Source organism: Streptomyces sp. HUAS TT7 (genome assembly GCF_051550175.1).
Taxonomy (GTDB): domain Bacteria; phylum Actinomycetota; class Actinomycetes; order Streptomycetales; family Streptomycetaceae; genus Streptomyces.
The window spans coordinates 6,777,496-6,795,618 of record NZ_CP196175.1; the positions used below are offsets into that span (position 1 = coordinate 6,777,496).

Consider the following 18,123-nt stretch of genomic DNA (forward strand, 5'->3'; position numbering starts at 1 on the left):
CCCGCCGGACCGTGCGAGCGTGCGAAGCCGCCCCTCCCGGCATCCGGGAGGGGCGGCGTGTGCGTGCGGGTCAGCGGCTGTGGCGGCCCGCCGCCGCGGCCTTGCGGCGCAGTGTCGCGAAGAGCGCGGCGGCGCCGACGGCGATCGCGCCCGCGCCCGCGATGGCGAGGTACGGGGTGCTGCTGTCGCCCCCGGTCTCGGCCAGGTTCTGCGTGCCGGCCGCGGCGACCGGAGTGGCCGCCGCCCCGTCCGCCTGCGGCTGGTTGCCGGTTGTACCGGCCTCTGCCGCAGGGGCGGTGCTCGGCTGCGTACCCGTGGTGGCGCCGCCGTGATGGTGCTGGACCGTCGACTTGGACGCGCCGTCCGCGATCTCCTTGTCGGTGGGCGCGGAGGCCGCCGGAGCGGGGGCGCCCGCCGTACCGCTGTCCTTGCCGAACACCACGTCGGAGCACGTGTAGAAGGCCTCGGGGCTGTCCGAGCGCTGCCAGATCGAGTAGATCAGGTGGCGTCCCGACCTGGCCGGGATCTTCCCGTCGAAGACGTAGTCGCCGCCCTGCATCGGCGGGTCGGTGACCTTGACGAACGGCGTCGCCTCCAGGTCCGACCACTTCAGCGGCTTCGACGGGTCGTAGCCGTCCTTGGTGATGTACAGCTCGAACGAGCCCTTGTGCGGGGCCGTTCCCTTGTAGTGGAAGGTGTGGCTGCCCGCCGAGAGCTTGGTGGCCGGCCAGTCGGCACGCGGCAGGTCCAGGCCCCGGTACTTGTCGTTGCCGCCGCTGCACAGCTTGCCGTCCGGGATGATCTCCTTCGACTTGCCCGCGGCGTTGGCCATGTTCACCGCGTTCCAGTCGTAGAAGGCCTGCGCACCGCTGACCGCGGCGGCGGCCTTGCACGCCGCGGACCTGGGGCTCTCCGGCCCCTCCGCGTAACAGGCCGAGACCCGGCTGACCGGGTCCGTCATGGAACCGTGGGCCGCGGCGGGCCCGGCCGCAAGCCCCGTCAGAGCGAGCGGTGTGAAGCCGAGCGCGGCGACGACGGCGGCCCTGCGCCGACGGGGTCCCCGCTGCTCGAACGCGGTGGAGAGCTGGGGGAAGGTCATCGTGGCGTACTCCTTCGATGGTGCACGGGCATGGGGGCGTGGGGGTTTCGACTGCCGGATGTCCCGTCCGGCGATCAGCACGCTAGCCCCGGGAAACCGTGAAATCCCCTGCTGGGAGCGGGTGATGGCGATCCTTATGGTCGCTTTAAGGACCCACTCAGAACTGATTAAGAACAGGCCCGTCCGCGACGTACCGTGGCCCCATGAACGATGAGATCCGGCTCGCGACCCCCGACGACGTGCCCCGCGTGAAGGAGGTCACCGATGCCGCCTATCACCCCTATGTCGAACGGATCGGTGTCGTGCCCGTGCCCATGGAGGCCGACCATGCGGCGAACGTCGCGGCGGGGCGGGTCTTCGTCACCGGTGACCCGGTCGTCGGGGTCCTCGTCCTCGTCCCCGAGCCGGACCACCTCTTCCTCGACTCGATCTCCGTCCACCCCGACGTCAAGGGCACCGGCCTCGGGCGCCGGTTGCTGCACTTCGTGGACGAGCGCGCGCGGGCGCTCGGCCTGCCCGAGGTCCGGCTCTACACCAACGCGATGATGTGGGAGAACCAGAAGATCTATCCGCGGTACGGGTACGAACTCGTCGAGCGCCGTGTGGACGGGCCCTACGACCGCCTCCACTACCGCAAGGTGCTGGGCCCGCGAGCCGGTGGCGAGGCGGGCTGGGGCTGATCGGCGGGCCGATTGTCAGTGGTGCCTGGCACGATCGGGGCATGGACATCGACTGGGACGAAGAGGCCGACACGTTCGACGAGGAGCCCGATCACGGGCTGCTCGACCCCGCGGTGCGGGCCGCGTGGGACGAGCGCCTCGCGGGATGGCTGCCGGACCGCGCGGGCGACCTCCTCGACCTCGGGTGCGGCACCGGGAGCCTGTCGCTGCTCGCCGCCGGGCGGGGCCACCGGATCACGGCCGTCGACCTGTCGCCCCGGATGGCCGAGCGGGCCCGCGCCAAACTGGCCGGTACCGGCGCGGAGGTGCTGACCGGGGACGCGGCGCGGCCGCCCGTCGAGGGCCGCACCTTCGATGTGATCCTGGCCCGCCATGTGGTGTGGGCGCTGCCCGACCACGAGGCGGCGCTGCGGCACTGGTGGTCGCTGCTGCGGCCGGGCGGCAGGCTGATCCTGGTCGAGGGGGTGTGGGGCGGCACCGGCATACCGGCCGAGCAACTCATCGGCGCACTCGGTGAGTTGAAGGCCGAGGCGCGCTATGAACGGCTGTCGGGGGACGCGCGGTTGTGGGGACGCGAGGTGGACGATGAACGGTATGCGGTGGTCGCCACGGTGGCGGTGCCGGTCGCGGCCTGACCGCGGCAGTCGCCGGGGAGCGGGCTGTACGCCTCCGCGGCCGCGGCGGGCCTCAGTCGATCAGTGCCGTGAACCGGCCCAGTTTCGCGAGGAGTTCGAGCTCGTCCAGGGCGGCCACGGCGCGGGCCGCGGCCTCGGGGTCGCGTTCGGTCAGGCCGCTCTCGGCGAACTCGTCCTCGTCCAGGCGCAGTACGGTCGCGCCGTCGGCCGAGACCCAGAGGTCGAGGTCCAGGTCCTCGGCGATCAGCTCGCCGCCCTGGACCACCGCGGGCCGGGTGATGTCGCAGTACCAGCCCTTCAGCACCGAGTCGGCGTCGCGGACCTCCTTCACGGCGTACCAGCGGTCGCGCCAGTAGTGCTCGGTGAACACATCGCCCGGCTCGAACCGTACGAAGCCGAAGTCGCGGGTGCCCTCCGCCGCCCAGGGGGCGTGCACGGTCAGCCGGGTGCCGTCGTCGGACACCACCGACGCCGGGTAACGCAGCTTCGTGCGCCCGGCCTTGACCAGGACGACCTCGATGCGGGTGCCGGCCTCGGCCGAGCTCGCGGACATGACGTACCTCCGTGGCACATATCTCGTAGCGGAAGGATTCGCACGGTACGTGGGAGCGCAGGCCGGGTGCCTCCCATTTTCGCCCCGCACGCGGCGCCGCCCGTTTTCGCGGAGCGCGGCCGCGGGGGAGAATCGGGGCTGTGACCCTCAAGATCGTGATTGACCAGGGCGCGGCCACCGCGCCGTACGAGCAACTGCGCGCCCAGATCGCCGACCGGGCCCGGTCCGGGAAGCTGCCCGTGGGCTACAAACTGCCCACCGTCCGGGGCCTCGCGGAGGAACTCGGGCTTGCCGCGAACACGGTGGCCAAGGCGTACCGGGCCCTTGAGGCGGACGGGGTCATCGAGACCCGGGGGCGCAATGGGACGTTCGTCGCGGCGGCGGGGGATGCTTCCCAGCGGCTCGCGGCAGCCGCCGCCGCGGCGTACGCGGGGGAGGTCCACCGGCTCGGCCTCGGCCGCGACGCCGCCCGCGCCGCAGTCGAGGATGCGCTGCGGGCGGCGTACGGGAAGTAGGGCGCCTGCGGCGGGCTGTTCCCCTCCCCGCCCCTTCCCGGCCGTGACACTCTGCGGCTCCGCCGCGTGGCTCCGGCGGTGAGAGCCGACGAGAGACCGGGTGCGGTTTGGGGGTGGCTGGTCGCGCAGTTCCCCGCGCCCCTCGGGAGTCACAAGGCGCAGGGAGTTACAGATACAGCCCCTCGTCCGACGCACCCCGCTGATCGGGCACCGATGCCGGGGACGTTCCACGGCGCAGGGCGTACAGCTCGGCCAGGGTGGTTCCGTCGCGGGCGATGCCCTCCTCCGTGCCCAGCCAGCCGACCGCCTCCGCCCGGGTCAGCGGGCCGACCTCGATGCGGGCGAGGCAGCGGCCGGGGCGTACCACCGCGGGGTGCAGGCGTTCCAGGTCCTCGTTGGTGGTGACGCCCACCAGGACGTTGCGGCCCTGGCCGAGCAGGCCGTCGGTCAGGTTGAGCAGCCTGGAGAGGGCCTGGCCCGCCGTGTGCTTGGCCTCGCCGCGGATCAGCTCGTCGCAGTCCTCCAGGAGGAGCAGCCGCCAGCGGCCCTTCGCGCTGCCGTCGTCCTCGCCGATCGCGATGTCCATCAGATAGCCGACGTCGTTGAAGAGCCGCTCCGGGTCGAGCACGCAGTCCACCTGGCACCAGTCGCGCCAGGACCGGGCCAGGGTGCGCAGTGCCGAGGTCTTGCCGGTGCCCGGCGGCCCGTGGAGCAGCAGCAGCCGGCCCGCGATGTCGTCCGGGGTCACCTTCATCAGGCGGTCCATCGCATCGGCCACCGGCGCCGTGTAGTTGGGCCGCACCTCGTCCCAGGTGCCGGCCGCGATCTGCCGGGTCGTGCGGTGCGGGCCGCGCCGAGGGGACACGTACCAAAAGCCCATCGTGACGTTCTCGGGCTGCGGCTCCGGCTCGTCCTCGGCGCCCTCGGTGGCCTGTCTCAGGACTTGGGCGGCGAGCTCCTCGGTGGTCGCGGTCACCGTCACGTCCGCGCCCCGGTTCCAGCGCGAGACGAGCAGGGTCCAGCCCTCGCCCTCGGCGAGCGTGGCGCTGCGGTCGTCGTCGCGGGCGGCGCGCAGCACCTTCGCGCCGGGTGGCAGCAGGCTGAAGCCCTTCTTGACCCGGTCGATGGACGAGCTGTGCGAGAACGGCTGCTCGCCCGTGGCGAAGCGGCCGAGGAAGAGCGCGTCGACCACATCGGAGGGCGAATCGCTGTCGTCCACGGTCAGCCGGATCGGCAGCGCGGCTTCTGGGGCAGGGGACATGCCCCCATGATCCGGCAACAGCCCCGCGCGTGCACCTGTTTTGTCCCGTTGATGGTTGGGGGACGTTCTGTCCCTGTTCAGGTAAAAACTGACCGGAATGGCATCTACCGCCGATACGCTGCCCCGTGATGGAACGTCATCGTGGAACCACCGTCCGCAGCCGCAGGCCCGACAGGGCGCGGCCCAGGACCCCGGCGGTGCTGGTCGCCGCGCTCCTGGCCGCGCTCGCCCTCATCCTGACGACCGGCGGCTGTACGAGCAGAAACGCGGGCGAGTCCGGACCCGGCCGGACCGGCGCGAGCAACACCGACCCCGCGCTCGGCTGGGGCTTCACGCACACCCAGTACAGCGCCGACACCGGCGACGGCGACGCGGTGACGCGCGCCCGGGACCTGCTCTCGGCCCAAGGCCTGCCGCAGGACCAGGCGATCATGGGCTGGGGCGCGGGCAACCCCGAGCCGTCGCCGGGCACGTACGACTTCTCGGATCTCGACCGAAGGGTCAAGTTCATCCGCTCCACCGGGGCCACTCCCGTGATCACGCTGTGCTGTGCGCCCGACTGGATGAAGGGCGGCCGGGCCGGGGCGAGCAAGACGGACTGGAGCGTCAATGCGCTGGAGTCGGCGCCGCTGCCGACCCACTACAAGGACTTCGCCGCCCTGGCCGCGAAAGTGGCCCAACGCTACCCGGACGTACGGCACTTCATCGTCTGGAACGAGCTCAAGGGCTTCTACGACGACTCCGCGCAGCGCTGGAACTACGAGGGCTACACCCAGCTCTACAACCAGGTCTACGACGCCCTGAAGAAGGTCAACGGGAACAATCTCGTCGGCGGGCCCTATCTGGTCATGGACAGCTACGGGCCGCAGGACCAGTCGTACGCGTCCGGCCTCAAGGGCCCCTGGGGCTCGGTCGACCAGCGGGTGCTCGACGCCTTCACCTACTGGAACAAGCACAAGAAGGGCGCCGACTTCGTCGTCGTCGACGGCGCCAGCTTCACCCGCACCAACCAGATGCTGCCCAACGCGTTCGGCGCCGCCGACAAGCTGACCGCCGTCACCGAGTGGGTGCGCAAGCAGTCCGGCCTGCCCGTGTGGTGGGCCGAGTACTACGTCGAGCCCGACAAGTCCGGCTGGAGCGAGCAGCAGCGCGTCGCCACTCAGGCCGCCGGCATGATGGCCCTGGCGCGCGGCGGCACCAGCACCGCCTTCTACTGGAGCCCTCAGGAGCAGAGCGGCGCGTGCCCCGGCTGTCTGTGGACGCCGACCCAACGGGACGACGGGGGCAAGGAGTTGCCCATGTACGCGCTGATCGCCAAGTTCGCCAAGGCCTTCCCGCCGGGCACCGACTTCACCACCGTGAGCATCGCCGCCGACGACGTGCCGAACGTGCGCGTGCTCGCCAGCGGCAAGGACGTGCTCGTCGTCAACACCCTCGACCGGTCCATCGACGCCAAGGTCGACGGCAAGTCGTTCCCGATGGCCGCCTACGAGGTGCGCTGGCTGACCCGCTGAGGCTCGGTCGAGCGCAGCACCCCGAACAGCTTGACCGCCGCGATCGCCGCGATCACCGAAAGGCTCGCGACCTCCGCGATGCCGACGCCCGTCAGGCCCAGCGGATGCAACAGCGCGAGCGTGGACCCGAGCACGAGGACGCACAACGCGCCCTGGAGACAGGCGAGTCCGGCCGTACGGCTCCGCGCGCGGAGCACCGCGAAGTACAGCTCGATCACCACCCGCAGCAGCGCCCCGACCACCAGCCAGCGCAGCAGCGCCGTGGCGTGGCGGGAGTACCCCTCGCCGAACACGTGGAGGATGTGCGGCGCGAAGGCGAAGAGGAACCCGCAGATCGGCACCACGATCTTGATCATGCGGAGCAGCGCGGCCCGCGCGTTGCGGCCGAGCCGCTCGGGATCGTGCGCGCCCTCGACGGTCAGCGAGGCGCCCATGTTGATGGCGAGCAGTTCGACGGTGCCGCCGATGGTCGCGGTGATGTAGAAGTACGCGTTGTCGGCCGAGCTGATCTGCGAGGCCACGATCACCGGCACCAGGTAGACCACGGCGAGCGCGAACAGAGAGCCCGTGTAGTCGCCGGCCAGGAAGCGGCCCAGCTCCCGGTAGCTCGGCGGCCGGGCGGTGTGCACGGTGAGCTCCACATGGCGGGGGACAAGGCGTCGGAACACCAGCCAGCCCAGCGGCAGCACGGACACGGCGATCGCCGCGACCCACGACACGAACACCCCGCTGGTCGGCAGCGAGGCCGCGATCGCCACCAGGAGCACCAGCTTGACCGCGGAGAACGCGGTGTTGCCGACCGGCACCCAGAACGCGCTGCGCAGCCCGGTGAGCACCCCGTCCTGCAGCGTGAGGATCGACCAGGCGATCACCGCCGCGATGAACCCGAGCCCCTTGAGCGGGCCGTGCAGGAACCGGTACGAGGGCCCCCAGAAGTCCAGCGTCTCCATGAAGACGAGCGCGGCCACGCCGACGACGCACGCGCTCAGGGCGTACGTGCGCAGGACCAGGCGACCGGTGGCGGCGCCCGACACGGGGATGAAGCGGGCCAGCGCGCCGGTCAGGGTCAGCGCGGTGATCCCGGCGAGGAACTTCATCGCGGCGATCGCCGCCGAGCCCTGGCCTACCGCGTCATCGGTGTAGTACCGGGCGGCGATCAGCCAGAAGCCGAGCCCGAGCACCGCGCTGATGCCCGTGTTCAGCATCAGGGCGTAGGCGTTGCGGAAGAGGGGGGTGCCCCGGCGCTTGTCCGGGGTCGGGGCAGCGAGGTCCTGGGCGGTGCTCACGTCGGCCACGGGTACCGCTCACCTTCTGATTGTTCGTCAGATCCAGTGTCCGAGTGGGGTCCGGTACACGGCTCTATCGGTTGCCGCCGAGCCTGCGCCCGGCCCGCCTGGCCCCGCGGACCATGGCGTAGCCCTTCGTCAGGACGCGGTCACCGGCGAAGTCGCGCGCGATGTCGCGGCCGGTGCCCACGACGAGCCGCTCGAACTCGTCGAGACCGGTGGTGCGCCGGACCGTCACCCGCTCCAGGGCGTACGGACCCTGGCGCCGCTCGGCCAGTGCATTGCCCACGGCGAGCGCCTGGGCGAAGCCCGCGGAGCGCACCGTGCGCCGCACTCGCCGGCTGGAGTAGCCGTACGGATAGGCGAACGAGACGGGGCGCCGGCCGAGCTCGTCGGTGAGGATCTCCTTGCAGCGCAGCGTCTCGAACCAGAGCCGCTCATCGGTGAGTTGGTCCATCTGCGGGTGGCTGTGGCTGTGCCCGCCGATCTCGCAGCCGCCCCGGGCGAGCTCGCGCACCTGGTCCCAGTCCAGCATGGTGTCCAGGGCGCCTCCGTCGTCGTACGCACCGCGCAGCCAGCCCGTGGAGACGAAGAGCGTGGAGGCGAAGCCGTGCTTGGTGAGGACCGGAAGGGCGTGGCGGTGCACGCCCTCGTACCCGTCGTCGAAGGTGATCAGCACGGGGCGGCGTGGAAGCGCTCCCGCCGTGCGCCAGGCGTGCGCCAGCCGGGCCGTGGTGACCGGGGTGCACCCGAGCTCGGCGAGCAGCTCCATCTGGTCGGCGAAGGCGTCCGGCGAGACGGACAGGCCGAACGCCGCCTTCGCGGGGCTGTGCGCCACCGCGTGGTACATGAGGATGGGCACGGGACCGCTCGCCGTCATGCCGCCTCGCCCTCCTCGTCCGTCTCCGTGACCGGTACGCGTTCGATGGGGGCCACGGTGAAGGTGACTTCGCCCCTCAGTGCCCGTACGGTGCCGAGCAGATAGCCGCCGGTCGCCACCGCGACGCCGGTCACGATCGCGCCCGCCCGGCCCGCGCCGCCGGCCCGGCCGAGCACCGCGTCCCGCACGCCGCGCACCACACCGGCCGGAAGCACCCGTGTCGTGTAGCGCCGCTCGGACTCAAGTCCCCTGCCGGAGCCCACACTTCGGGCCACGAGAGCCTTGGAGAGGCCCTCCGCGTACGCCCTCGTACGGAAGTAGCCGAAGCGCTCGCGCGCCGCGGGCACGCGGTGGTGGATCACCGAGCGGTCGTCGATGAGCAGCACGGCGTCGGGCAGTGCCTTGCTGAGCCGGATGCACAGCTCGGTCTCCTCGCAGCCGAGCGGGCGCTTGTCGCCGTCGCGGCCGATGCCGGTCGCGAAGCCGCCCGCCGCGTCGAAGGCGGACGTACGGAAGGAGGCGTTGCCGCCCAGGACGTTGCGGACCTCGACGCGGCCCGGCGGCAGCCCCCGGTAGGTGCAGCCGACGATCCAGTCGAACTCCTCGGGGAACCAGGCGGGCCTGCGCCCCGAGGCCCAGGCGGGCATCGTGCGGCCGCCGACCGCCATCACGCGCGGGTCGTCGTACCCCTCGGCGAAGTGCCGCAGCCAGTCGCGCTCGGCCACCGCGTCGTCGTCGAGGAAGGCCACGAACTCGCCCCGGGCCACCGAGATCGCCGTGTTGCGGCCGGCCGAGAGGCCGCGGGGGCCCGCGTTGGCGAGCACCCGCACCTCCCCGGACGCCGCGTACTCCTCGAACTCCTTGGTGAGCCGGTCCAGGAGCCGCTCGTTGTGGTCCACCACGAGCAGCGTCTCCAGGGCCGGCAGCGACTGCGTGCGCACCGAGGAGACCGCCGCCAGGATGTCCTCCCAGCGGTCCTCGGTGTACACGCAGATCACCACGGAGAATTGACGCTCCGTCAAGATGCTTCTCCCCGCCGTGTGTTCAGGAAGACGGCCTGCGTGCGCCGGTGTGCCCGGGGCACGGCCTTCTCCCGGAGTATCACCTTCAGGACGCGGATGCCGTCGCGCACCGCGCTGAGGTTGGAGACACCGTGGATCCGGTTGTACTCGTAGCTGGGGACCTCCTGAACACGCAGGCCCGCCTTGACGATCCGGATGTTGATCAGGGTCTCGATCTCGAACCCGGAGCAGTCGAGCACGATCTTGTCCAGGCAGTGCTTCCAGAAGGCGTTGTAGCCGTAGCAGAGATCGGTGTAACGGGCGCCGAACTTGCGGTTCACGATGCCGCACAGGACGGCGTTGCCGAGCTTGCGGATCGGGGTCATGTCGTCGGTGCCGCCGCCGTTGGCGAAACGGGACCCCTTGGCGAAGTCGGCGCCGCCCACCAGCGCGGAGACGTAGCTGACGATCTCCTCGCCGTCCGCCGAGCCGTCCGCGTCGACCATGACGATGATGTCGCCGGTGCAGGCGGCGAAGCCACTGATCAGGGCGTCGCCCTTGCCCTTGCCGACCTGCTTGACGACCTTGACGTCGGGCCACAGCTCGCGGGCGACCTGCACGGTGTTGTCGGTGGAATTCCCGTCGACCAGGACGACTTCGTGGATCCAGTCCGGAAGTGTCTTGAACACATGCGGAAGGTTTTCGGCCTCATTCATCGCCGGGATCACGACGCTCACCGGCGGTGCAATGGCGAGATTCGCCGAAACCGGTCGGTACGCAGCGGATATTCGGCTGTTGGTGCCGGAGGTCGCGTGACCGGCCGGCGATTCCGCAATTAATTGATCTTGGCCCGGGACAGCCGGGCGCACGGAAGAAGTCATGATGAGTCTCTGTCCCTCTCGTCCGGTGGACCGCCCGCCCCCGGGTGGTCCGGATGAGTTTCCGGTTACGAAAGGGGGGTTCTCACCCCGGTCATGACGGCATGGCGCACCGCACTAATTGGGTGAGCTGGCTTTGCTGGCCGCGCGGCCCGTGTTCCGGCCCACGCATGACGAAGACCGAGCACGGCACCCCCCTACCGCGCCCCGCCCCGGTATCCGTCGCGGCGCTTGAGCCCTCCCCTAGCGCCGTTTTGCATGATGGACCGTTGCGGGTGGATGTAAGACGGTATTGATGACTGGGACTGTATGGCAAGACCTCAGTCGAGGCCTCACGTTTCTGTGTTTTTGACCGGACTTTCACGGTCACATCCGGAGCGATTCACCCCCGTCCCAAGCAGGAAGAGGAGAAGGCTGATCACGCCCACGGCTGCGATGCCGTTCCGGGTCGACCAAAGGTGCAGACCTGCCATGCTTTCGGCAGTCAGTACATCGATGAGTACTGCTCCTGATAACGACGCCACCATGCGGGCGAGCGGTTCCAGTCGGCGCAGTGCGAATACGGCCGCTTCCGCGGGTGCGGCCACCAGGTAGAAGAGCGCGAGCGGAGCGCGCAGCGGAGAGTCCAGGCCGGCGAAGGCCAGGACGGCACCCACGGCCGAGACGGCGAGAGCCGCTCCCGCGAGGACGGGCGGCAGGTCGGCGGCGACGGACGCGCCCACTGCCGATCTGTCACTGATGGTCTGCATTGGCGACGGTTCCCCCCGATGCGCCGGATGCGAGGCTTCAATGTGACGCAGTTCGGACAGTCCCGTCAAGACACCGATTCGCGTGTGGTGAACGAGTATTGACGGACAGTCAGCGGAGTGTGGTGCTCCGGTGAAGGATTACTCGCGAGTTGCTGACGGATCGCCAGATAGCCGCAGATGTCCGTCGGTTGTTCTTGGCATGGACACTTCCCGCGACCTGTGGGGGCTGGTACCACTGCCGTGGCGGAAAACCCGCTACAAGGAGGTTCCATGAAACTGTCCCGAATCGCGGCATATGCATGGGCGCTCGTGCTGGCTGTCGCGCTTTCCCTCACCGGGGCCGGCGTGGCCGCTGCGGCAACCCAGGCGGCCGGATCCCACTACGTGGCCCTCGGCGACTCGTACTCCTCCGGCGTCGGAGCCGGGAGCTACGACAGTTCGAGCGGCAGCTGCAAGCGCTCCACGAAGGCCTACCCGGCCCTGTGGGCGGCGGCGCATTCCCCCGCATCGTTCAGCTTCACCGCGTGCTCCGGAGCTCGTACGGGTGATGTGACGTCAAGTCAGCTCGGCCCGCTCAGCTCCACCACCGACCTCGTCTCGATCACCATCGGAGGCAACGACGCCGGCTTCTCGGACGTCATGACCAACTGCGTCCTGTACTCGGAGTCCACCTGCCTCAGCAAGGTGGCATCGGCCCGCGCCTACGTCGACTCGACGCTGCCCGGTCTGCTCGACTCGGTGTACTCGGCGATCAGATCCAAGGCTCCCAACGCCGACGTCGTCGTCATCGGCTACCCGCACTTCTACAAGATCGGCGGCAACTGCGTCGCGGGCCTCAGCGAGAACTCGCGCTCCGCGATCAACGGCGCCGCCGACGAGCTCAACTCGGTGACCGCCAAGCGCGCCGCCGACCACGGCTTCAGCTTCGCGGACGTCGTGCCGGCCTTCACCGGACACGAGATCTGCTCGGGCAGCCCGTGGCTGAACAGCGTCGTCTGGACCAACATCGGCGAGTCCTACCACCCCACCGCGGCTGGCCAGGCGGGCGGCTACCTGCCGACCTTCACCAACGCGGCCTGATCATTTCGCTCACCCGCCGGGCGGAGCCGAGCCCGGTGGCGAGTACGAGGAGGAGGCCCCGCCCGTCGGGGTCTCCTCCTTGCAAGTGACTTTGTACGCACCTGCGTCGGACGACACCTTCACGGGCCGGCGCACCTCGACATGAAGCTCGTTGGAGCCGCTCTGCGCCGGCGACTCGGTGTGCACCACCTGCCGGGTGCGCGGCCCGCCCGCGGCGAACGAGAGCGTCTTCCACCCCGGGTCCGAGGACTGGCCGTCCCTGGTGACCCAGCGGTACTCCACATCCGCCGGCGTACGCCCCACGGTGAAGACGGCGACCATCGAGGGCGCCTGGGCGTTCGGCGCCGGGCACACCCCTTCGTAACTCCCGCGCACCACCTGGAGGCTGACCTCCACCGACTGGGCGGGCGGCGACGAGGAGGCGGAGGAGGAGGGGCTCGCGCTACCGCTCGGCGACGAGGACGGGCTGTTCCCGCCGCTCGTGGCGGCGGAGGTGCCGGGCACCTGGGAGGAGTGCGAGACGGAGGGGGCGGGAGAGCCGCCGCTCGATGAACCTCCGTGGCCGCTCTGCCCGTTGTCCCGCACCAGCGCGTACACGAGCCCGCCGAGCGCGAGCAGCAGCACCAGGATCCCGGCGAGCAGCACCGCCCCCGTGTGCCGGGAGGGCTCGGCGTCCCGCGTCGCCGTCGTGCCGCCGCCGGGAGGGGCCGCGGGGAGCGGCATCGCGGGCGTCGGCGGCACGCCCGGAGCTCCGGCCGCCACCGTCGTCGCCTCGGACGGCCCCGTCGGAGGCCGCACCGAGCCGCCCGCCGCGACCACCCGCAACTGGTGCTCGGCCTCCTCGCCCGCCCAGCGCTCGGCCGGGTCCTTGCGCAGCAGCCCCTCGATCACCGGCGTCAGCGGACCCGCCCGGCGCGGCGGCGGCAGCGCGTCGTCGACCACCGCCCGCAGCGTGGACAGCGGAGTGTTCTGCCGGAACGGCGAGTTGCCCTCGACCGCCGCGTACAGGAGCACCCCGAGGGACCACAGGTCGCAAGCCGGTCCCGGCGTGCGCCCCAATGCCCGTTCGGGGGCCAGGAATTCGGGCGATCCGACGACTTCGCCGGTCATGGTGAGCGTCTGTGTCCCCGCCACCGTCGCGATGCCGAAGTCGGTCAGGACCACCCGGCCGTCATTGGCGAGCAGCACGTTCGCCGGCTTCACATCGCGGTGCAGCACCCCCGCCTCGTGCGCCGCCCGCAGCGCCGCGACCACCTCGGCGCCGATGCGCGCGGTGCGCTGCGGACCCAGCGGGCCCTCCGCGTCCAGGACGTCGGACAGCGCGAGGCCGCGCACCAGCTCCATGACGATCCACGGCCGCCCGTCCTCGGTGGCCACGTCATACACGGTCACCACGTTGCGGTGCGAGATCCGGGCCGCCGCCCAGGCCTCCCGCTCCAGACGGGCGTACAGCCGGCGCACCTCGGGGGAGTCGAGGGAGGCCGGGGCCAGGACCTCCTTGACGGCGACCTCGCGGCCCAGGACCTCGTCCCGCGCACGCCACACGACGCCCATGCCGCCCCGGCCCAGGGGGGAGAGAAGCCGGTAGCGCCCCGCGATCAATCGCTGCTCACTGCCCGGCACTTCGCTCACTGGCGAGCCCCCCCATCCGCGGCGGAGAAACCCTTCCAAGTTAGCTCAGGGGCGGGCCGCTGCCGCCCCCTTGAACGGCAATCCATACCCCGTGCGAACACAGGTCGCGACTCTGCGTGATGACCAGTCAGTGATGTGTCCAACTCGCCCTGGAATCAGCGGTATTCGGAGCGTAGTTGTCAACCTGCGGCCCCTCAAGGTGAATCCTGCCACCGGGATACACGAGTGTGATGCGGGGGCGATAGGGTTAACCTGCCCGGGGCCGGGTGCCCTCGTACGGGTGGGGAGTGACATGGAACAGATAACAGTGCGCAGCAGGGCGCGAGTGCCTGCCATCACCTGCGGGAGCAGTGCGACCAGCTCGCGGCTCGACCGCCACCTCTCGGTGCTCGGCGGCCCTGCCGTCCCGCAGCGCGAGGCGGCCGAGGCGACGTTGCTGATGCGCGAGCTGACCTCGCGTGACGTTGCGCACACCCGCAAGAGCAAGAGCGCTCGCGTCTCGCTCTTCGCACCGCTGCGGCGGCTGCGCCGCTCGCTCTTCGGCAGCCGCGGCTGAACCTATCCCCGACTCCCGGCGCCCCCGTTCAGGCGATCACGCCGTCCCGGCGCAGCTCTGCCAACTGCTCGTCCGTCATTCCCAGGGCCCGCAGTGTTGCGCAGGTGTGCTCGCCGAGCGCGGGCACCGCACCCATACGCGCCTCCTGACTGCCGCCCAGATTGATGGGCGGCAGCAGCGCCCGCAGCGGCCCCACTGGTGATTCCACCTCCCGCCAGCGGTCCCGTGCCGCCAGCTGCGGATGCGCGGCCACATCCTCGACCGTGTTGAGCCGGGCGCAGGCGATCCCCGCCGACTCCAGCCGGCCGACCGCTTCGGCCGCCGTGAGCCCGGCCAGTGCCTGTGCCACCACCTCGTCGGTCTTCATCCGGTGCGTGACCCTCGCCGCATTGGTGGCGAAGGCCGGGTCGTCCGCCAACTCGGGCTGTTCCAGGACGAGTTGGGCGAGCCGTCGCCATTCCCGGTCGTTCTGGACCGACAGCAGCACCTGCCCGCCGTCGGCCGTGGGATAGGCGTCGTACGGCGCGATCACGGCGTGCGCGACGCCGGTGCGCGCCGGTTCGGCGCCCCCGTGCATCACATGGTGCAGCGGATGTCCGAGCCACTCGGCGAGCGCCTCCAGCATCGAGATCTCCACCGGACCGCCGCGTCCGGTCGTGCCGCGACGCACCAGGGCCGCCAGGACGCCCGAGAAGGCGTACATGGCGGCCGCGATGTCGGCGGCCGGGACCCCGGCCTTGACGGGCTGCTCGGGCGTCCCGGTGACCGACACCAGGCCCGCCTCGCACTGCACCAGCATGTCGTAGGCCCGCTTGTGCGCGTACGGGCCCTCGGAGCCGTACCCCGATATGTCCACGGCGACGAGCCTCGGGTGCGCCGCGCAGAGGGTGGCCGCGTCCAGTCCGAGCCGGGCGGCCGCGCCGTGTGCGAGGTTCTGCACGAAGACGTCGGCGTCCGCGATCAGCCGGTGCAGTACGTCCAGGCCGCGCGGGTCCTTCAGGTCGAGGGCCACCGACTCCTTGCCCCGGTTGCACCACACGAAGTGCGAGGCGAGGCCGCGAGCCGCGGTGTCGTAGCCGCGGGCGAAGTCGCCGCCGTCGGTGCGCTCGACCTTGATGACGCGGGCCCCCAGATCGGCGAGCTGGCGGGTCGCGAACGGTGCCGAGACGGCCTGTTCGACGGCGACGACGGTGATGCCCGCGAGGGGCAGCGGCTGAGTGCTCATAGCCGTACCTATCGCGTACGGACCGCCCTTGTCACCTCTTGGCGCTGCTCAGCGACCCGAATTCGCGTAGCGGCGTACCGCGAGCGGCACGAAGACGAGCAGCAGGAAGGCGCACCAGGCGAGCGAGCCGGCCACGGGGTGGGCGACCGGCCAGGCGGCGTCCGGGGCGGGCGAGGCGTTGCCGCAGAGGTCGCGGACGGCCGAGGCGACGGCGCTGATCGGGTTCCACTCGGCGATCGTGCGCAGCCAGCCGGGGAGCTTGTCGGTGGGGATGTACGCGTTGGAGAGCAGCGGCAGGATGAACGTCGCCGAGCCCAGCTGCCCGGCGGCCTCCTCGCTCTGCGTCAGGAGCCCGAGGAACGAGCCCATCCAGGTGGTCGCCAGGCGGAGCAGCATCAGGAGCCCGAAGGCGCCGAGCGCGCCCAGCGGCCCGTTCTCGATCCGCCAGCCCACCGCGAGCCCCACGAGCATCAGCGGGATCATGCCGAGGGCGGTGGTCAGCAGATCGGCCGCGCTCTGGCCGACCGGCACCGCGGCCCGGCTCATCGGCAGGGTGCGAAGCCGGTCCATCACGCCGCGGTGCGAGTCCTGGGCGGCCTGGAACATCCCGGTCATCAGGCCGTTCGCGGCGGTGGCCACCAGGAGGCCGGGCACCAGATAGGCCCGGTACTGCTCGCCCGGCATGGCGAGCGCGCTGCCGAAGACGTAGCCGAAGAACAGCAGCATCGTGATCGGCATGGTCTGGGTGAGGATCAGCACGCCGGGCGCGTGCTTGATGCGCTGGAGCTGGCGGCCGAGCAGGGCTGTGCTGTCGTACGCGAGTGAACTCATGTCACAAGCTCCTTGCGGGAGTCGGCGGTGTCGGTGAGGCGCAGGAACACCTCGTCGAGGGTGGGCGGGCGCAGGCTCGCGTCGAGGATCGGGACCCCGGCCGCGTCCAGTTCGCGCACGATGCGGGGAAGGGTGAGGGTGGCATCCATGGAGACCGCGCCTACCGTCCGCCCGGCGGCGTCGAGTTGGGGTTCGGAGCCGGTCAACTGGTCCAGAACGGCGGCGGCTTGGGCCATGCCGTCCCCGGCGGCGACCACCACCTGGGCGTATGAGCCGATCCTGGCCTTGAGCTCGGCGGGGGTGCCGGTGACGGCGGAGCGGCCCTGGTCGATCAGGACGATGTCGTCGGCGAGCCGATCGGCCTCCTCCAGGTACTGGGTGGTGAGCAGCACGGTCGTGCCCTCGGCCGTCAGGGCGCGCACGGCGGCCCAGATCCGGTTGCGGCTCCCCGGGTCGAGCCCGGTCGTGGGCTCGTCGAGGAAGAGCACGCGGGGGCGGGTGAGCAGGCTCGCGGCGAGGTCGAGGCGGCGCCGCATGCCGCCGGAGTACGTGCCGGCCGCGCGGTCGGCCGCGTCCAACAGGCCGAACTGATCGAGGAGTTCGGCCGCGCGCTCACGTCCGGCCGCCCCGCGCATGCCGTGCAGCTTGGCGAACAGCTGGAGGTTCTGCCGCCCGGTGAGCTCGACGTCCACCGAGGTCGACTGGCCGGTGACGCCGATCTGCCGGCGTACCGCGTCCTGCTCGCGCACCACGTCGTACCCGGCCACCCGGGCAGAGCCCGCGTCCGGCGCGAGCAGCGTGGTCAGCAGGCGTACGGCTGTCGTCTTGCCCGCGCCGTTTTGGCCGAGCACCCCGCAGACGGTGCCTTCGGCGACCGCGAGATCGAGCCCGCGCAGCGCGTGGACCTCGCCGAAGCGCTTCTCCAGACCTTCACTAAGTACAGCGTACGTAGTTGTCATGCGGCACACCATAGCGCACTACGTACGGCGTACGTAACTAGGATGGGGGGCGAGGTGATGATCCATGGCAGGGCGACCTGCTGAACCAGAAGTGATCTGGGCGCGCCCCGAGCGCGCCGGACGGGGCCCCAGGCCCGCATTCAGCCGTGCCGACATCGCGGCCGCCGCCGTGCGGATCGCGGACGCGGACGGCATCGACGCGGTCTCCATGCGCCATGTCGCGGCCGGGCTCGGCTGCGGAACGATGTCGCTGTACAACTACGTGCCGCGCAAGGAGGACCTCTACGAGCTGATGGTGGACGCGGTCAGCGCCGAGTACGAGCTGAGCGACCCGACCGGCAACTGGCGGGCCGACATGCTCGGCCTCGCCCACCAGACCCGGGCGCTGATGCACCGCCACCCCTGGGTGCCGCGCCTCATGTCCCCGGTGTACGGCTTCAGCCCGAACGCGCTGCGCTACCTGGAGCACTGCATGACCTGCCTGGACCCGCTCGATGCCAGGTACGGCGCGAAGATGGAGCTGATCGCCTCGGTGAACGGCGTCGTCACCACCTACGTCGCCAACGAGATCGCCACCGCCGAGCGCACCCGGTCGCTGCCCTGGTCGCAGGAGCAGGAGCACGGGGTGCGGATCGGCTACCTCCTGAGCCAGGTCTCCACGGGCCGCTACCCGCGCCTCGCCGCGGCCTTCGCGGAGGATTCGGGGCCCATCGACCTGGACGCGGTCTTCGAGCGGGCGCTGACCAGGACGCTCGACGGGTTCGACAAGTAGCGGGGGGCGGATTTCCG

At 71.0% G+C, this 18,123-nt stretch carries 17 protein-coding genes and 2 pseudogenes; 7 read left to right on the plus strand and 12 right to left on the minus strand.

Features of this window, described 5'->3' with window-relative positions; translation table 11 throughout:
* Positions 1–70: 70 nt before the first annotated feature.
* Complete coding sequence (locus ACSHXC_RS30480) at positions 71–1,099, minus strand: lytic polysaccharide monooxygenase (RefSeq protein WP_438294629.1); 1,029 nt, start codon at positions 1,097–1,099, stop codon at positions 71–73.
* Positions 1,100–1,302: 203 nt separating this feature from the next.
* Here ACSHXC_RS30480 and ACSHXC_RS30485 point away from each other — a divergent pair, with 203 nt between their 5' ends.
* Together ACSHXC_RS30485 and ACSHXC_RS30490 are read left to right on the plus strand one after the other, a co-directional pair.
* Complete coding sequence (locus ACSHXC_RS30485) at positions 1,303–1,779, plus strand: GNAT family N-acetyltransferase (protein WP_438294630.1); 477 nt, start codon at positions 1,303–1,305, stop codon at positions 1,777–1,779.
* A 41-nt stretch (positions 1,780–1,820) separates the two neighbouring features.
* Positions 1,821–2,402: pseudogene (locus tag ACSHXC_RS30490) on the plus strand (class I SAM-dependent methyltransferase); the annotation flags it as partial.
* Positions 2,403–2,466: 64 nt separating this feature from the next.
* On the opposite strand, the gene ACSHXC_RS30495 reads toward ACSHXC_RS30490, so the two are convergent.
* Entirely contained in the window at positions 2,467–2,967 is a 501-nt protein-coding gene (locus ACSHXC_RS30495) for a DUF402 domain-containing protein (protein ID WP_438294631.1), read from the minus strand.
* A 140-nt stretch (positions 2,968–3,107) separates the two neighbouring features.
* Between ACSHXC_RS30495 and ACSHXC_RS30500 the strand changes: the two genes are divergently transcribed.
* On the plus strand, positions 3,108–3,482 hold the full coding sequence (locus ACSHXC_RS30500) for a GntR family transcriptional regulator (protein WP_438294632.1): 375 nt from the start codon (positions 3,108–3,110) through the stop codon (positions 3,480–3,482).
* A 166-nt stretch (positions 3,483–3,648) separates the two neighbouring features.
* Here ACSHXC_RS30500 and ACSHXC_RS30505 read toward each other — a convergent pair whose 3' ends face one another.
* Positions 3,649–4,743: a DUF5925 domain-containing protein gene (locus tag ACSHXC_RS30505; RefSeq protein WP_438294633.1), complete on the minus strand. Its 1,095-nt coding sequence runs from the start codon at positions 4,741–4,743 to the stop codon at positions 3,649–3,651.
* Positions 4,744–4,871: 128 nt separating this feature from the next.
* On the opposite strand from ACSHXC_RS30505, the gene ACSHXC_RS30510 reads away from it, so the two are divergent.
* The gene (locus ACSHXC_RS30510; RefSeq protein ID WP_438294634.1) at positions 4,872–6,257 is read left to right on the plus strand and encodes a xylan 1,4-beta-xylosidase; all 1,386 of its coding nucleotides are present in this window, start codon (positions 4,872–4,874) and stop codon (positions 6,255–6,257) included.
* A gap of 8 nt (positions 6,258–6,265) precedes the next feature.
* Here ACSHXC_RS30510 and ACSHXC_RS30515 read toward each other — a convergent pair.
* From ACSHXC_RS30515 to ACSHXC_RS30535, 5 genes and pseudogenes are all read right to left on the minus strand, one after another.
* Positions 6,266–7,462, minus strand: a pseudogene (locus tag ACSHXC_RS30515) (lipopolysaccharide biosynthesis protein); the annotation flags it as partial.
* A 154-nt stretch (positions 7,463–7,616) separates the two neighbouring features.
* On the minus strand, positions 7,617–8,423 hold the full coding sequence (locus tag ACSHXC_RS30520) for a polysaccharide deacetylase family protein (protein WP_438294635.1): 807 nt from the start codon (positions 8,421–8,423) through the stop codon (positions 7,617–7,619).
* Entirely contained in the window at positions 8,420–9,445 is a 1,026-nt protein-coding gene (locus tag ACSHXC_RS30525) for a glycosyltransferase family 2 protein (RefSeq protein WP_438294636.1), read from the minus strand. Before ACSHXC_RS30525 ends, ACSHXC_RS30520 begins: the two co-directional genes overlap by 4 nt.
* The gene (locus ACSHXC_RS30530; protein WP_438294637.1) at positions 9,442–10,305 is read right to left on the minus strand and encodes a glycosyltransferase family 2 protein; all 864 of its coding nucleotides are present in this window, start codon (positions 10,303–10,305) and stop codon (positions 9,442–9,444) included. Before ACSHXC_RS30530 ends, ACSHXC_RS30525 begins: the two co-directional genes overlap by 4 nt.
* A gap of 329 nt (positions 10,306–10,634) precedes the next feature.
* Entirely contained in the window at positions 10,635–11,051 is a 417-nt protein-coding gene (locus ACSHXC_RS30535) for a hypothetical protein (RefSeq protein ID WP_438294638.1), read from the minus strand.
* Positions 11,052–11,321: 270 nt separating this feature from the next.
* Here ACSHXC_RS30535 and ACSHXC_RS30540 point away from each other — a divergent pair, with 270 nt between their 5' ends.
* Positions 11,322–12,131: an SGNH/GDSL hydrolase family protein gene (locus ACSHXC_RS30540; RefSeq protein ID WP_438294639.1), complete on the plus strand. Its 810-nt coding sequence runs from the start codon at positions 11,322–11,324 to the stop codon at positions 12,129–12,131.
* Positions 12,132–12,140: 9 nt separating this feature from the next.
* On the opposite strand, the gene ACSHXC_RS30545 is transcribed toward ACSHXC_RS30540, so the two are convergent.
* Positions 12,141–13,763, minus strand: coding sequence for a serine/threonine-protein kinase (locus ACSHXC_RS30545; protein WP_438294640.1), 1,623 nt, complete (start codon positions 13,761–13,763; stop codon positions 12,141–12,143).
* 292 nt (positions 13,764–14,055) lie between these two features.
* Between ACSHXC_RS30545 and ACSHXC_RS30550 the strand changes: the two genes are divergently transcribed.
* A complete protein-coding gene (locus tag ACSHXC_RS30550; protein WP_344375730.1) occupies positions 14,056–14,319 on the plus strand; it encodes a hypothetical protein in 264 nt (87 codons plus the stop codon).
* Positions 14,320–14,347: 28 nt separating this feature from the next.
* On the opposite strand, the gene ACSHXC_RS30555 is transcribed toward ACSHXC_RS30550, so the two are convergent.
* Genes ACSHXC_RS30555 through ACSHXC_RS30565 form a run of 3 tightly spaced genes read right to left on the minus strand, consistent with a single transcriptional unit; the run spans position 14,348 to position 17,334 of the window.
* Positions 14,348–15,544 carry a CaiB/BaiF CoA transferase family protein gene (locus ACSHXC_RS30555; RefSeq protein ID WP_438294641.1) on the minus strand — a complete coding sequence of 399 codons (1,197 nt, stop codon included), beginning with the start codon at positions 15,542–15,544 and terminating at the stop codon, positions 14,348–14,350.
* A gap of 48 nt (positions 15,545–15,592) precedes the next feature.
* Positions 15,593–16,375, minus strand: a complete 783-nt coding sequence (locus tag ACSHXC_RS30560; RefSeq protein WP_438294642.1) for an ABC transporter permease — start codon at positions 16,373–16,375, stop codon at positions 15,593–15,595.
* A complete protein-coding gene (locus tag ACSHXC_RS30565) occupies positions 16,372–17,334 on the minus strand; it encodes an ATP-binding cassette domain-containing protein (protein ID WP_438294643.1) in 963 nt (320 codons plus the stop codon). The genes ACSHXC_RS30560 and ACSHXC_RS30565 overlap by 4 nt, the downstream gene beginning before the upstream one ends.
* A 64-nt stretch (positions 17,335–17,398) precedes the next feature.
* On the opposite strand from ACSHXC_RS30565, the gene ACSHXC_RS30570 reads away from it, so the two are divergent.
* Complete coding sequence (locus tag ACSHXC_RS30570; RefSeq protein ID WP_438294644.1) at positions 17,399–18,106, plus strand: TetR/AcrR family transcriptional regulator C-terminal domain-containing protein; 708 nt, start codon at positions 17,399–17,401, stop codon at positions 18,104–18,106.
* Positions 18,107–18,123 lie beyond the last annotated feature (17 nt).

What these genes read in the sequence shown, in the direction of transcription:
- ACSHXC_RS30480 (WP_438294629.1), bottom strand. Translation starts at nt 1,099, where the DNA reads ATGACCTTCCCCCAGCTCTCCACCGCGTTCGAGCAGCGGGGACCCCGT.
- ACSHXC_RS30485 (WP_438294630.1), top strand. Translation starts at nt 1,303, where the DNA reads ATGAACGATGAGATCCGGCTCGCGACCCCCGACGACGTGCCCCGCGTG.
- ACSHXC_RS30495 (WP_438294631.1), bottom strand. Translation starts at nt 2,967, where the DNA reads ATGTCCGCGAGCTCGGCCGAGGCCGGCACCCGCATCGAGGTCGTCCTG.
- ACSHXC_RS30505 (WP_438294633.1), bottom strand. Translation starts at nt 4,743, where the DNA reads ATGTCCCCTGCCCCAGAAGCCGCGCTGCCGATCCGGCTGACCGTGGAC.
- ACSHXC_RS30510 (WP_438294634.1), top strand. Translation starts at nt 4,872, where the DNA reads ATGGAACGTCATCGTGGAACCACCGTCCGCAGCCGCAGGCCCGACAGG.
- ACSHXC_RS30520 (WP_438294635.1), bottom strand. Translation starts at nt 8,423, where the DNA reads ATGACGGCGAGCGGTCCCGTGCCCATCCTCATGTACCACGCGGTGGCG.
- ACSHXC_RS30530 (WP_438294637.1), bottom strand. Translation starts at nt 10,305, where the DNA reads ATGACTTCTTCCGTGCGCCCGGCTGTCCCGGGCCAAGATCAATTAATT.
- ACSHXC_RS30535 (WP_438294638.1), bottom strand. Translation starts at nt 11,051, where the DNA reads ATGCAGACCATCAGTGACAGATCGGCAGTGGGCGCGTCCGTCGCCGCC.
- ACSHXC_RS30540 (WP_438294639.1), top strand. Translation starts at nt 11,322, where the DNA reads ATGAAACTGTCCCGAATCGCGGCATATGCATGGGCGCTCGTGCTGGCT.
- ACSHXC_RS30550 (WP_344375730.1), top strand. Translation starts at nt 14,056, where the DNA reads ATGGAACAGATAACAGTGCGCAGCAGGGCGCGAGTGCCTGCCATCACC.
- ACSHXC_RS30555 (WP_438294641.1), bottom strand. Translation starts at nt 15,544, where the DNA reads ATGAGCACTCAGCCGCTGCCCCTCGCGGGCATCACCGTCGTCGCCGTC.
- ACSHXC_RS30560 (WP_438294642.1), bottom strand. Translation starts at nt 16,375, where the DNA reads ATGAGTTCACTCGCGTACGACAGCACAGCCCTGCTCGGCCGCCAGCTC.
- ACSHXC_RS30565 (WP_438294643.1), bottom strand. Translation starts at nt 17,334, where the DNA reads ATGACAACTACGTACGCTGTACTTAGTGAAGGTCTGGAGAAGCGCTTC.
- ACSHXC_RS30570 (WP_438294644.1), top strand. Translation starts at nt 17,399, where the DNA reads ATGGCAGGGCGACCTGCTGAACCAGAAGTGATCTGGGCGCGCCCCGAG.